Consider the following 13,576-nt stretch of genomic DNA (forward strand, 5'->3'; position numbering starts at 1 on the left):
TAATGAGATCACATCTTAATAGATTACGGCGAAAACGCACGGGGTTTCGTCTGGAGTACCACTCAGTAGAGGATGTAGGTACAATGGCGCGGTTTGAATGCGATGAGAGATCGACAATGGAATACCAAGAGTTTGAAAGTTTAGTGAAAGCACTGTGCGAACAAGACAGTCTGCCACAAGCATTGGAGATGCTGAAAGCCAGTAGCGATGAAGAAGTGGCGCAGGCGGCCGAGGCATTGACGGGTCAGTTTGCTCTAGCGGAAGTCGAAGGGGAATCGCGTATTTACCATGTGACTCTGCAAGAAAACGAGCAAGGCGAAGAGCAGGAGTTCATTGAGCATGTGATGAACGAAGGGGATGAGGTGATTCGTTTTGTGGCTTGGTTCTTCGATACGCAGTTTGACGTTAAGCGTAAAGATACCTACCAAATGGCGGGTAAAACCTACCAACAACCCAAGCGCAGTTAACGACACGCAGCCATGAAGGTGACCGTTTGAGAGCAGGGTTATTTGCACCAAAATGATCTATCGCGCACTAAAATGAAACAAGAGTGCAATTAAATATAATAAATGTGATATATCTCTTGCTTTTGTTGTTTTTGTGATTAAAATCACACTCATATTCTTTGAGGAGAAAATCATGAACAACGATCTAGCAGGTGCATACCTAGGCCAAATGATTGCAAAGCACGCCATGAACGAAATGTTTTACGGCAAGCCAAAAGCGAAAAAAGCGTCTTTCTTTAAGCGCGTACTGAACAAAATCGCTAAGTAATCTGGCACTGGCGAATCTAACGCCAAACGAACGAATAGATAATATTAAGCCCCATTTTCGATGGGGCTTAATTGTTTGTTCAAAACGTCAATGTGATAGCCAGTGCTAGCCGTTAGAGGACTGATTTTGCATAATGACGACATTGTCAGGCACCTTGCCTAATCCTTTGTTGACAAGCCACGCCTCTACGTTGTCAGCCCCGCCAATGTAGTGACCATCCAGCCATATTTGTGGCACGGTAACGGGCGTTTTTTCACCGATGATCGCTTTTACTTCCGGGATCATTCGATACAAAGCCGCACTCTCTTTGACCACGTCGTGATAACGATATTCGATGCCAGCCTCATCGAGCAATGCCTTCGCTTTTACACAATAAGGGCATGTTGCTTTACCAAAGACGATATTACCGCCCAGTGTATCGTGCTCGGTCCATGCTTTTATGATCGACTGCACCAATACACCGCGGTTGAGCGCTTCCCCTTGACTGATCACTTTACCCTCGACCATCACAATTGGCGCATGCCACGCTCCGGCTTTGAGCGGCTCCCACCAATGAGAGAGCCAATCTTTCACCTCAAGTTCGACCGGCACATCGGCCAGTTCGTTGGCAAAGGTATCAGTGAGAATGTCTTTGGTCAGCGTGCACTCACCACAGGGAATGTTCACTTTGAATGGTCCCCAACTGCCCGCCCAGCGATAGAGGGTTACTTTGATTGGCGCTGCCATATGTCTCTCCTAGGTACGTCGTTTTGTCTGCTTTGTATTAAGAACGGCGAAAGCCACCTTTCATTTCAACTTATTTTATTTGGCCGATTCAATCGAGCGTAACGTACGCTGATACAGTACCCAAGCGCAGGCACCCGCGAGGAGATTACCGATGCTCGCTCCCCAAAAGAGCCCTTGAATCCCGCCGAGATAAGCGCCGACCCACAAACAGGGTAGGAAGAAGGCAAACAGTCGCAAGGCAGAGATGGTTAACGCTGTGTAGGCTTTACCCAGAGCGTTGGAAATAGAGACCATCAACATGCACACCCCCAGCGGACCTAAGCTAAATGGTACTAGCACCAAGTGCATCGAGAGGATCGATTCGACTTGATTTTCCCCCGTCATGAGATCGGCTAACAGACCCGAGCTAAGACCGGTCACCAGTGCAATCGCGAGCTGGAACAGCAAAATAAACTTAACCGCAATCGTGACGAGTTGACGGATATCCTTAATATTGCCGGCGCCGAGTAAGCGACCGACCATAGGGGGCATCGACATTGTCAATGCCAGCACTGAGACGATGGCAAAAAATTCATAGCGCGACCCCAATGCCCATGCGGCCACGGCGGCGGTGCCGTAACCGGCGACAAGCTTGGTCGCAATCATTGAAGAGAGAGGCGGAAGGAGCTGACTGACCATCGCCGGGCCCATAATGTTGCCAATAGAACGCACGCTGCTGAAAACGTTCAAGTCACTCCAATCAAAGCTCATCCACTCCTTGCGCAGCACTTTAGGGGCGACGACCAGAATACCGCAGCCAAAAGCAACAATGGTGGCTATTGCGGCGCCGTTAATCCCTAGGTCGAGAGTAAAAATAAACACAGGATCAAGCGCTAAGTTTATTGCGCTGGTGACCATCATCATGGTGCCGGGTAGTAGAGTATTGCCGTTGGCGCGACATATGCTGTAGAGAAAGTACAACACCGCGCCGACCCATGCGCTCGCCGCCCAAACGATCCAGTAGGTATCGATGATCGGTAAGACAGAGTCTGGTGCACTGAGTAGGCTCAGTATTGGCTTGCGCAGTAGATAAAGCACGACGGCGAAGGCCGCAACCCCTACGCTACCAATGGTAAGGACTAGTCCACCCAGTTGTTTGGCGTAGCGAGTGTCGTTGGCGCCCAGTGCTTTGGCGATGACTGCTGTCGTGGCGATACCTAAGCCAACTTGGATGCCAATAATGATCATTTGGATAGGCAAGGTAAATCCTTGCACCGCGAGCGGAAGCACACCGAGTTGCCCGATGAATGCACTGTCCACTAATTGAAAACTCATTAGCGAAAGCACGCCAAACAGCATAGGCCAAGTCATGGTGAACAGTTGCTGGCCTAATGAGGCTGTCTGTGAGCTTGTCTGTGCGTTGGTCGCGCTGTTGGATTTTCTCTTCATGGTCACTTCATTGCTGGTAAAACAGGGTGACCGAGCTAGGCTCGGTCTTGGGTATCGTTGTCATCAAGTTTGTCCGCGTATCCTTTGGGCGGTGGTGTCCATCCTCGTTCTCCGGGTTCATGTTGATCCTGTCTATCGGTGGACATCGACAATTTGATTTGCTGTTCTAACTCGATAAAGAGCTTGCGATAGTTGTTGTCAAAACGTTCGCCGTGGGAATCATCCTCCCAAGCGCGATAGAGCATATCGGATTTGCGCTCTTCCACCTCTTTGTAGGCGGTTTTATGTTGCTCGACATAAAACGGATGAAAGTCTAGGGCCCTCATGGCCTGCGCGCCCATCTCTAGGGCTGAGTGGTACGTCTCTAGCTCAATCACATCGGCCCCCGCTTGACGAAGACGATAGCCGTGTCCTCTATCGAACGCACGAGCAAGAATCTTGACATGAGGGTAGGTGTGTTTCACGTACTTAGTTAGCTCTACGCTGCTTTCGCGATTATCCATGGCGAGTATGATCATCGCCGCCTCTTCAATGCCTGCGGTATGGAGTAAATCAGGACGAGTCGCATCACCAAAATAGGCTTTGGTCTCAATTTGCCTCATCATATCTACCTGATCCGCTTGGTGATCCAGTACAACGGTGTGTACGCCGTTAGCGACCAGTAGGCGATTGACCACTTGGCCAAATCGACCAATCCCTGCGATGATCACTGAGCCTTTTTCATCAATCACATCGGCGTCCTGATCGTTGGCCTTCGTCTGAAAACGCGGCAAGATAAACTTATCGTAAAAGATGAATAAGCCAGGGGTGAGGAACATCGATAGCGCGACGACTAAAGAGAGCCTCTGAGCGATATCAAACGGCAATACGTGATTTTGCATACTGAAACTGAGCAGCACAAAACCAAATTCCCCTGCCTGCGCCAAGCTGAGCGTGAACAACCAACGGTTGTTGTTTTTAATTCGAAAAGCCCAAGCAAGGAGATAAAGGATGCCACCTTTCAGTGCCATCACGCCCAGTGTTAGGCCAATAATCAGGAAGAAATCGTTAAAGAGAATCGAGAAGTCGATGCCAGCGCCTACTGTGATAAAAAAGAGCCCCAGTAACAAGCCCTTAAAGGGGTCAATGTTGGATTCGAGCTCATGACGAAACTCACTGTTTGCCAGAACAACCCCCGCCAAAAAGGTGCCCAGTGCGGGGGACAGGCCAACTAAGCTCATCAACGCGGCGATACCCACAACCAGCATCAGAGCAGTTGCGGTGAATATTTCACGCAGGCCGGAGCTGGCGACAAAGCGAAGCAGTGGCCGACTCAGGTAGTGCCCGCCAATGACCAGCCCTGCAATTGAGGCGACAATCACCATCGCATACGCCCAGCCTGGCAGATGCGCGACCAAGCTGAGCTCTTCATGATGCTCGGCGGCATTAGCTGCCAAGTTTTGTGCTTGCTCGACCAACTCAGGTAACGCTAACAGCGGGATAAAGGCCAGCATGGGGATGACGGCGATATCTTGAAAGAGCAACACAGAGAAGGCGTTTTGCCCACCCTCTGTTTTGGATAGCCCTTTTTCGTTGAAGGTCTGCAGGACAATCGCTGTCGAAGAGAGGGCAAAAATCAGCCCTATCGCTAACGCTATCGTCCATGTGATCCCAAACCACATCGCGATGTACATGGTGGCCAGTGTCGTGAGCGTGACTTGCAATCCGCCCAGCCCTAACAGACGATTTCGCATTGACCAGAGCATTTTAGGTTCAAGCTCTAAGCCGACTAAAAACAGCATCATTACCACACCAAACTCAGCGAAATGCTGGATAGTGGTGGTCTCTTCACCGACTAAACCGATAATGGGCCCGATCACCACGCCCGCAATCAAATAGCCCAGCACAGAGCCGAGGCCAAATCGCTTGGCTAAGGGCACGGCAATCACGGCCGCGACTAAATAGATAAAGGCTTGGAGAAAATAGAGGGTCATGCATGACCTCCTTGACTCAGATATTCATTGAGTGTGGCGGCCTCTGAGGCGGTATTGATCTCCACACGGTCTGCGACCAGATCATTCAGGAGTTGGGTCCACTGTGATAAGTGAGCCGCAATCCGACCATCTTCCTTAGCAGTTCGAGCGCCAAAAAGAGCAAACGGTGGTAGGTAGGTCATGCCAGTCAGTGTCGCCATTTGTTCAATGGGATGCAGTAGCGCACGAATGGGGAAGTGATTGTAACCGTCGGTTTGGTAGGCATCTTGTTTACCTCCGGCCGATAAAGCGCAAAAAAACACCTTACCGTATAGCGCATCGGCATCTTGCCCGTAAGCAAAGCCGTACTCAAGTACCAAGTCCTGCCACTCTTTTAAAATGGCGGGCGTGGAATACCAATAAAGCGGAAACTGGAAAATCACCACGTCGTGCTCGCGCAAACGTTGTTGCTCTCTATCTATGTTGATGTTGTAGGTCGGGTATTCCCAGTAGAGGTCGACCGCCGTGACACCTTGGCATTGCTTGGCTGCATCAAACAGTCGCTGATTGACTTCTGAACGCGCAGAAGAGGGGTGTGCGTAAAGCACCAACACTTTCTTTTCAGGCATACACAATCTCGTGTTTTTTCAGGTAAGTACCCATTTTTACAATGGTGAGCATCCATTGTGGCACAGGACCGAAAGGATAACTATGAGTGACCTATAAGTCACAGATATTAGCTTAGTGTATTTGAAGAGAATGTGTTGAAAAGGGCGAGACAACAATGGGTGTGTCGCCCGAATAGAGGATCAGTGCTGATGCTGAAGTGTCGTGACTGCGACTTCAAATGAACCCTGTTCACAATCGATAAAGAGACTATCGCCGGTGATCATCACCGACAAATCCATCGTGCGAGCGACCACATTGGCAAGCGCTTCGACGGCGTCTGCATCTAATCGGTAAATCGACGCAGGGTATTGATGGGCCTTGTTTTTACTTTGCTCCCACCATATATCGGATTTGCTATTGAACGAGTAGACGAGCACTTGCTGAGCGATTCGCGTTGACTTTTTGATTCGGTCAAGAGAGGGCTCACCCACATCGACCCAAAGCAGTGTTTGATCGTCGAGTGATTTGACCCAAAGGTCAGGTTCTTCGGTGGTAGAGAGACCTTTAGTAAAGGCTAAATCCGGTTGCCATTGTAGGCAGTACGCTAAGACGCGGGCCATCATACGAGCGGTCGTTTCTGACGGGTGCTGGGCAAGCGTCAGTTGAGTGGCATCGTACAAGTCACGATTGGTATCAGACAAGTTGATGCGAAATTTATAAATAGTGGGTTTGAGTGCCATAATGCTTCAATAAAAAAATAGCCAGCGAATGCTGGCTATTGTAATTCTTTAGTACTTGAAAATTAAAGTACTTTGATGTTCTCAGCTTGTGGGCCTTTTTGACCTTGAGAAACAACGAACTCAACTTTTTGACCTTCAACTAGAGTACGGAAACCGTCGCCAGTGATTGCAGAGAAGTGAGCGAAAACGTCAGGACCGTTTTCTTGTTGGATGAAACCGAAACCTTTAGTTTCGTTGAACCATTTAACTGTACCAGTAACAGTGTTAGACATAATGTATATCCTTGATAAATCTTATAAAGCCATGACGGCACCTATAGCGTGGAAAAGGAGATTGCTATTGCGCACGACGTTAAGGCAGATATACAAGAAATCTAACGATAACGGCGAAAGTAAACAAGAACCGTTTTCTAGCTGCCTGACAGTCTAATGCTAAGTGCAACTAAGTCAATAAAAATCGGTGTAAATTATTTAGAAAAACAAATGTTTTCATTAGAATTTTGCGCTAGGTTTACTTTCGAAAATATTATCGTAGCTCGTATAACTAGTGTAACATTCGATTGCTTGGTTGAATGTGTGGCTAAGTGACTGGTGAAATCCTGCTATTGAGTGTTTTGTCAGTCAAATAACCCGTTTTATGAACCGAACAAATCAATGAGAAAAAGGAAAAGTGATGAAAAAAAGTAAGGGCGATCTCACGCTTAGTGTGACGTTGGAGCATGATATGGGCAGAGGGGTGGTGAAAGATAACGCCTTAAAAGCACTTGTGACGAGTTCGATGTATCGAACACAAGTAGAGAAAGCGAAGAAAGGCAAAGGCAGTTTCAGTCGTAAAATGAAACACAAAGGCAAAGAGCCCTACTCCATAGCTGCCTAAAGGTGACTATCGAATAGGGCTCTTCATGTCAGAGGCCAAAGTGTTTGGCGTTAGCGTTCAATCTTTGGCGAATAGAGGGAGTACGCGGTAATCTGCCCTGCCACGATCGCTGAGAACATGAACAACGCAGAAAGCCCGATACTCGGAATGGGCAAAATCGATTGTTCAAAGACTGATTGGCCCGCACTGACTAGTACGCGGCTACCCGGAACCAAAATGATGATGCCCTGAACAATGTAGATGCTACCCGTCAATTCCATCTTTTTCGCCAACCACGTGCCATATAAAGTGATCAGCACTGTCGTGACCCAAGTTCCGACGACCCAGCCGCTCTCAAAGCCTAAATAAAATGGCCCCCACATGCCGAGCATCGCCACCGGCAGCCCCAGCAAAATGTCCTTTGGTCTTGCGTTAAAGATAATGCCGAGTGAAATCGAAATCAGAAACAGGCCACTGACGTGCAACCAAAGCGGAACTTGATTGATGTAAGTGCTAGCGGCAGCTTGCCCCCATATTGCTTCACCAATGTTGAGCCCCATGACGATACCGACAAACAGCTTAATCAACGAGAGCGCACTTTGTCCGAGTAAGCTCGTGCCAGACACCAAATCATTGAAGGCGAGACACTCTAGGGAGTTGGCAATCGACAACCCCGGTACGAACAGCACGATTGAGGCAATACAAAGCGCCCAGACCGGTATCTGCGCCGATGTGCTGGCAAAATAGGCCACCAGAATGCCAGTCAATAACGCCGAGACAAATTCCACCGCGATCGCACGGCGAGCTTTGCACACTTGTTGTGTCATCCACACCACAAAACCAAGTAGCACAGAGAGTAAAATCGCATCGATGGTACTGCCGACCAGCATCAAATAGGCCGGTGGAATCCCCATGTTCGCCAGAGCAATCACCCATTTCGGGTAACCGACAGGCTCTGGAACAGGTTCGGAGCTGGGTTGGTTAATACGAATGATGGTATTGGCCAATAAACTCAGATTGATTGACGCGAGAGGATGGCGGCGCATCACGACGGCATTATTGTCATCCGGAAACTGATAGTTCACCGTAGTAGGTGTGGCTTGAACCATCACATCGACGCCGTGTTTACGGGCGTAAAACTTAGTGTATTTTTCTAGCTTATAAGGCGCACAGCCGCTGCGATGGAGCGTGTCTCCGATTTCGACGATTTTTTTGATTCGGTATTCTGAAGGCATGAGTGAATGACATCCGTTGGAATGCACAAAGTTGAGTGCGCGAAAGGTATCAGAGCGTGACTAGCGTGTAAATATCGAACAGCGCATTGTTATAGAGGTGAGGAAACTGATGTTTTAAGACTGATGACGCATGCGCTTATGCCAATCTATGGATCAAAAATGAAAACTAGGGTTTTGCTGTATATAAATGGCGCTACTTTTGCCTGTGTTGAAGTGATTTAGATCATAAAATAGCCACTATTTTTAGATGTAATGTTTGTTATCAACTTGTAACCTTTGTGCCGATTTGTGTGTGTGAAGGCTGCAAGTGCAGGTGGTGCAATCACTCCAGTAAATCTATCTGTAACAATTATTTAACCATTGTTAATTCTGGTCGGATGAGCCTATTTTTGGTCAAAAAACGCGCTTGCATTTGGTCGAGGAAAGGCGAAAATAAACGCAAAATGAGTTTGCGAAAATGAAAGGAAGCTTTTTTCTAGGTTTAAAAAGCGAGGCACACAATGAAACTGTTTCTAATTCTTATGATGTCTGTATCTGCTGGCGTAGCGTCTGCTGAGCACTTTCACTCTTTCTTGCTCGGTGTTTCGATTGCGACACTGGCAGTCGCAAGCTGCTACTGGTGCGCGTTTCAGCGTGTTCAATTCCCGCAATTGGCGTTGGCGATGTTGATACTTGGTTTGTTCGCGAAGTTTTTTGTCGCCGCGGCGGGCGTGCTCTTCGGTGTATCACAAGGCCTAATTACTTCTCCGTTGGTATTTGTGATGAGTTATCTCTACTTCTCTATCGTCGCGACGTACCTTTGGTATCGCTACCGCAACCGACGCATCAAAAATCCATTTTCGGTGAAACGCACGCTCTCCGGATCCGCAAATTGATAAGCGAAATCCACACTAAGCATCGATGCTGAGTGTTGTGACCTATTACTAAAGCCAGCGACCAGTCGCTGGCTTTTTCGTCCTTACTCTTTTTACCTGTTGCCGTGTGATTTTTACGTCAAATCTCGCTCAATAGTAACCATTGATTACAACAGGGCTGCAAGCAGCATCAGGTTGTTTATACTCAGGTAAGTGTGTTAACCCAACAGGACATTTACCGCGAATTATGAAAAAACACTCTTTGATAGCGTCGGTCTTCCTTTCTTCTTTGGCGACTGCTCACGTAGCAGTGGCTGCTCCAACGATTGTTCCTGATGCGCCGGTGTTGGGCGCCAATGGGTATATTTTGATGGACTACAACACAGGTCACGTGTTAGTCGAGAAAAACGCCGACACCAAACTTAACCCAGCCAGTCTGACTAAGTTGATGACGGCCTATGTCGCTGGGCAAGAAGTGAAAGCAGGCAACATCTCCTTAGACGATGATGTTCGAATTAGCCAACGCGCATGGGCGAAGAACTTCCCTGATTCATCGAAGATGTTCATTGAAGTCGGCACCGACGTGAAGTTGATGGATCTCTACCGCGGCTTGATTGTTCAATCAGGTAATGACGCTAGTGTCGCCATTGCTGAGCATGTGGCAGGTAGCGAGGATGCGTTCGTTAGCTTGATGAACTCTTGGGCGGACAAGTTGGCACTCACCAACACGTCCTACACCAACCCCCATGGTCTAGATAGCGATGGTCTGTTTTCCACACCTCGTGATATCGCTAAGCTGAGCCAAGCGATTATTCGTGATCTGCCGGACATTTATCCGCTCTACAGCGAAACCTCCTACACCTACAACGGCATTACTCAATACAACCGTAACGGTTTATTGCGTGACCGCAGCATGAATGTCGATGGTATGAAAACCGGTTACACAAGCGGCGCCGGCTACAGCTTAGCGACATCAGCAACCAGTGGCGACATGCGTTTGATATCGGTTGTGATGGGTTCAAGCAGCACCAAATCACGTGAGTCAGAAAGCAAGCAGTTACTGAGCTACGGTTTTCGCTTCTTCGATACCATCTCGCCAACCCGAGCCGGTCAATCGGTCGCCTCACCTAAAGTGTGGATGGGTAAAACCGATACCGTGGACGTGGGTGTGGAAAAAGACGTTTTCATCACTCTAGCGAAAGGAGATGTCACCAAGCTCGCCGCCGAAGTCGAATTTAGTTCCGATCTTGTTGCACCGATTGCACAAGGCGAAACCCTAGGACAAGTCATTTACAGCGTCGATGGCGAAACCGTGGCGACGGCCCCACTGATTGCCCAACAACCTGTCGAGGAAGGTGGCTTGTTTAAGAAGCTGGTGGATTGGTTTAAGCGCCTGCTAGCGAGTCTGTTCTAACTCACCCCTCATTACATCGCGGGCACTTTGTGCCCGCTAATTTTTCGTCAAAGATTCAAATTGCGCTAACTTCTCTCTGACATCGTTTTGACGCGCTGCGCGGACAATACCGCCTTATTGACTCAACTTTATTATCGCGACCATTGAACAACGAGAGCAGCATGGAATTTACCGAACAAGACAGAGAGGCGATCTACACGACTTGGATGTCACAAAAATCGAAGATGCGCCTAACGCAAATGGAGTTTGCGAAGAAACTGGGCATGAACCAACTGAGCTTCTCGCGCGTGCTGCGCGGTGAGGCGCCGATGACAATGCCTTTTGTCACCAAGTTCTGTCACTTACTTCACTTAGACCCCAAATTGGTGGTACCCAGCTTAAAAGAGCGCAGTGACCAGGGACCGAAAATTGTCTACTTGCAGAGCCGTATGAGCGTTGATGGCGAAATCCAAAACGCCTATATCGAAGGCAATCAAGTGATTGTCGAATACGCACATGTGGTGCGAGAAGGGTAGTCATGTTAGGGTATCGCGCGACCCATTTATCCAAACAGCGCACTCTGGTTACCCCACCATGCTTGAAAAAGAAAACCTCATCAAACTGGCTCGCACCCCTATGCCTTTTGGCAAATATGGGGGCCGAATGCTCATCGACCTACCTGAAGAATACCTGCTGTGGTTCGACCGCAAGGGTTTTCCAAATGGCGAGCTAGGTGATCTTCTAAAATTATGCTTAGCTTTGAAAATAGAAGGCTTGGATAATGTAGTAAAGCCCCTGAAGCGAGACTTTTAGCTTGACGTAGTATCAAGTTGAAGCTGTTAATGAAGAAGGCGGCCTGATGGCCGCCTTTGTATTGTTGGCTAAAGATTATGCTTTAAGATTATAGAACTTAAACGCTTAGAGCTTGCGATGTTATTTCTTATACATGGAAATGGTTGATTTAACTAAACCATCACTACTTAGTGTACGGCGATTAAGTGTGCCTTGATCCCAATCTTTGCCAGCAGGTGAATATTCCCAGCGATTGAATTTAACATCGTCGTCAGCACAATCGGCAGACATATCATCTTCGTCTTTATCGCACCAACGAATAGTGGTGTTTAGCTGTGCTAGTGTCGCTTTACTTTCGTTACTTGCGCCATTGGTAGTAAACCACCAGAAATCCATTTCGGCGAGTTCAGCATATGACTTTGTTTCTGAAATCTGAGCGGTCTCGCAGCCACTTTCAAACTCTGCGCCAGTTACAGTGACACCTTGTTCATCAAAAGTATAGGTTGAAGTCGCTACCACGTCACAGCCATTGCGAGTCGCGACCGCATGCCAGTTCCCTTTAAAGTCCACGTAGCGCTCCGCAGTTGGGCTATCGACTAGGTAAGCAAAGCTCAATGACTCTGACGTACGACCATTATACATACCACTAGTTACCGTGCGTTTCTTCACTTCAGTGTAAATGCCAGTTATTGAATCGTAGCTCGTTGATAGTTTGTCTTTTTGCATCGCTGAGCCATCTTGCTCATCGCTGTCATCGTATTCGGTGATACTAAATCCAGTTAATTTGGCTTCTGAGCAGTTTTGGTCTGCAAGACATTCATAGAGGACGCCAAATTCCTTCACATCCTCCCACGGTTCATCTTCATCTTCGCTAGACTCAGTATTTGGATTGAGCAGGTTGTATTGAAAATAAGTATTGTCTATGTCGAACTTGGGGCTAGGTGTAGTGATTTCGGCACCATCACAATAAGACTTACCATTGTCAGTATCATAACTGTAGTTTGCGTCGTCAGCTCCATCAATGCAGGTTAAGTATAGCTTGGCTGCATCACCACTTAGCTTGGTGTCGTTTGAGCCTTGTAATATGAGCAGTTCTGCTTCGTTTAAGCGCATGGTCATGATTGGCATGCCTTGGACTTGATCAAACAAATCTTTGTCTAGCAGTTTGTCGGCATGCACATAAAGGTGTTCATGTGTATCGCTTGGGTTTTTCGCCAACAGTGCCGAGTCAACAGTGCGAAGGTACTTGCCTGAGCCTCGTTGCCAATCGGTTAAGATCGCTTTGCTACCGCGCTCAAGGCCTTTTAAGGAGTCGTTTAAGTGCTCAAGTGCGTCTTCCTCACTGATCCAGTCACTATGATTCAGTTCCGATAGAAGATCGGTTGCAGAGGTTAGATCGTGCAGCATCACATTGTTAAGAGCAGCAATCATGCTTGCGCTCGGCGACTTGACGGTATCTGGTAGCGTAATAGAGCCGTTGCTGGCATCGTCCATGGTTTGCAGAATACGTGCTAGATTGAGGGCTTTTTGGAAATTACCCGTAGCTTCAAAGGGAGAAGTAATCGAGCGCGCAGACGTGCTGCCAATTCTTAGGCCATTTTCACCACCTAAGAAAAATGCGATTGTATCCCCTTCTTCATAGTTGTAGTTACCTTCGGCATCGGTGTAACCAGACTTGCCACTAGGTTTAGCCACGTAATATAAGCCTTCCACTGCGGCATCGATGAATTGGCCTTGAGTTGTTGGTGATTCTGTTGGAGGTGGTGGTGCAGTCGATGAGTCACTTTTACAACCTGCAAGTGCGATTGCAGCAATAACTGACGTTGCAATCGCTGAGTGTTTTAAAAACATTTTTTTCCTTATTTATTAGATATGTATCCATATTTCTTAGAGGTTAAACCTCTGTTGCATAATAGCCTGAAAGCATATCTCAGAGGGGAATTTATCACGGGGAATATGTAACAATTCGTGATATAACAATGATTTATATTTGGTTTGCATGCATTGACTCGGGCAATGGTGGGTAATCAAGGATTCTAGTTTCAACTTGCTCGAAGAAAGTGATTAACGCCAAAAATGTTTGATCGTTTGGCAGAGGTCTATATTTATCTGTAAACGTCGCTAACGACGGTAAAGTTACTCAGGGTCTTGGTTGTTTATTGAACAGTCTAGATTTTGACTCTAATACAAAGCAAAGGTGAGTTACTTCACACTTTCC

Annotated in this window: 15 protein-coding genes; 7 read left to right on the forward strand and 8 right to left on the reverse strand. The window is 47.7% G+C overall.

Going from position 1 to position 13,576, the window contains the following annotated elements:
• Positions 1-116: 116 nt before the first annotated feature.
• The gene (locus AC6R0R_RS01875; RefSeq protein WP_500625495.1) at positions 117-467 is read left to right on the forward strand and encodes a hypothetical protein; all 351 of its coding nucleotides are present in this window, start codon (positions 117-119) and stop codon (positions 465-467) included.
• 172 nt (positions 468-639) lie between these two features.
• On the forward strand, positions 640-774 hold the full coding sequence (locus AC6R0R_RS01880; protein ID WP_500625496.1) for a hypothetical protein: 135 nt from the start codon (positions 640-642) through the stop codon (positions 772-774).
• Between the two features lie 105 nt (positions 775-879).
• On the opposite strand, the gene AC6R0R_RS01885 is transcribed toward AC6R0R_RS01880, so the two are convergent.
• From AC6R0R_RS01885 to AC6R0R_RS01910, 6 genes are all read right to left on the reverse strand, one after another.
• Positions 880-1,500, reverse strand: a complete 621-nt coding sequence (locus AC6R0R_RS01885; RefSeq protein WP_500625497.1) for a glutaredoxin — start codon at positions 1,498-1,500, stop codon at positions 880-882.
• A gap of 75 nt (positions 1,501-1,575) precedes the next feature.
• Positions 1,576-2,928, reverse strand: coding sequence for an MATE family efflux transporter (locus AC6R0R_RS01890; protein WP_500625498.1), 1,353 nt, complete (start codon positions 2,926-2,928; stop codon positions 1,576-1,578).
• A gap of 35 nt (positions 2,929-2,963) precedes the next feature.
• Positions 2,964-4,901: a monovalent cation:proton antiporter-2 (CPA2) family protein gene (locus tag AC6R0R_RS01895; protein WP_500625499.1), complete on the reverse strand. Its 1,938-nt coding sequence runs from the start codon at positions 4,899-4,901 to the stop codon at positions 2,964-2,966.
• On the reverse strand, positions 4,898-5,509 hold the full coding sequence (locus AC6R0R_RS01900; RefSeq protein ID WP_500625500.1) for an NAD(P)H-dependent oxidoreductase: 612 nt from the start codon (positions 5,507-5,509) through the stop codon (positions 4,898-4,900). Before AC6R0R_RS01900 ends, AC6R0R_RS01895 begins: the two co-directional genes overlap by 4 nt.
• A 180-nt stretch (positions 5,510-5,689) precedes the next feature.
• A complete protein-coding gene (locus tag AC6R0R_RS01905) occupies positions 5,690-6,229 on the reverse strand; it encodes a YaeQ family protein (RefSeq protein WP_500625501.1) in 540 nt (179 codons plus the stop codon).
• 62 nt (positions 6,230-6,291) lie between these two features.
• Positions 6,292-6,501 carry a cold-shock protein gene (locus AC6R0R_RS01910; RefSeq protein ID WP_038204438.1) on the reverse strand — a complete coding sequence of 70 codons (210 nt, stop codon included), beginning with the start codon at positions 6,499-6,501 and terminating at the stop codon, positions 6,292-6,294.
• Positions 6,502-6,901: 400 nt separating this feature from the next.
• Between AC6R0R_RS01910 and AC6R0R_RS01915 the strand changes: the two genes are divergently transcribed.
• A complete protein-coding gene (locus AC6R0R_RS01915) occupies positions 6,902-7,105 on the forward strand; it encodes an alternative ribosome-rescue factor A (protein ID WP_334568195.1) in 204 nt (67 codons plus the stop codon).
• Positions 7,106-7,155: 50 nt separating this feature from the next.
• Here AC6R0R_RS01915 and AC6R0R_RS01920 read toward each other — a convergent pair whose 3' ends face one another.
• On the reverse strand, positions 7,156-8,319 hold the full coding sequence (locus AC6R0R_RS01920) for a threonine/serine exporter family protein (RefSeq protein ID WP_334553350.1): 1,164 nt from the start codon (positions 8,317-8,319) through the stop codon (positions 7,156-7,158).
• Positions 8,320-8,819: 500 nt separating this feature from the next.
• Here AC6R0R_RS01920 and AC6R0R_RS01925 point away from each other — a divergent pair, with 500 nt between their 5' ends.
• The 4 genes from AC6R0R_RS01925 (at position 8,820) to AC6R0R_RS01940 (ending at position 11,379) form a co-directional block, all read left to right on the forward strand.
• Positions 8,820-9,194, forward strand: a complete 375-nt coding sequence (locus AC6R0R_RS01925) for an NADH:ubiquinone oxidoreductase (protein ID WP_500625502.1) — start codon at positions 8,820-8,822, stop codon at positions 9,192-9,194.
• Between the two features lie 226 nt (positions 9,195-9,420).
• Positions 9,421-10,587, forward strand: coding sequence for a serine hydrolase (locus tag AC6R0R_RS01930; RefSeq protein ID WP_500625503.1), 1,167 nt, complete (start codon positions 9,421-9,423; stop codon positions 10,585-10,587).
• Positions 10,588-10,748: 161 nt separating this feature from the next.
• Entirely contained in the window at positions 10,749-11,102 is a 354-nt protein-coding gene (locus AC6R0R_RS01935; protein WP_334553355.1) for a helix-turn-helix domain-containing protein, read from the forward strand.
• Positions 11,103-11,160: 58 nt separating this feature from the next.
• Positions 11,161-11,379: a DUF3820 family protein gene (locus AC6R0R_RS01940; RefSeq protein ID WP_500625504.1), complete on the forward strand. Its 219-nt coding sequence runs from the start codon at positions 11,161-11,163 to the stop codon at positions 11,377-11,379.
• Between the two features lie 120 nt (positions 11,380-11,499).
• On the opposite strand, the gene AC6R0R_RS01945 is transcribed toward AC6R0R_RS01940, so the two are convergent.
• Positions 11,500-13,209, reverse strand: a complete 1,710-nt coding sequence (locus AC6R0R_RS01945; protein WP_500625505.1) for a hypothetical protein — start codon at positions 13,207-13,209, stop codon at positions 11,500-11,502.
• Positions 13,210-13,576 lie beyond the last annotated feature (367 nt).

The organism is Vibrio sp. R12-SW3-ISO1 (genome assembly GCF_059834005.1).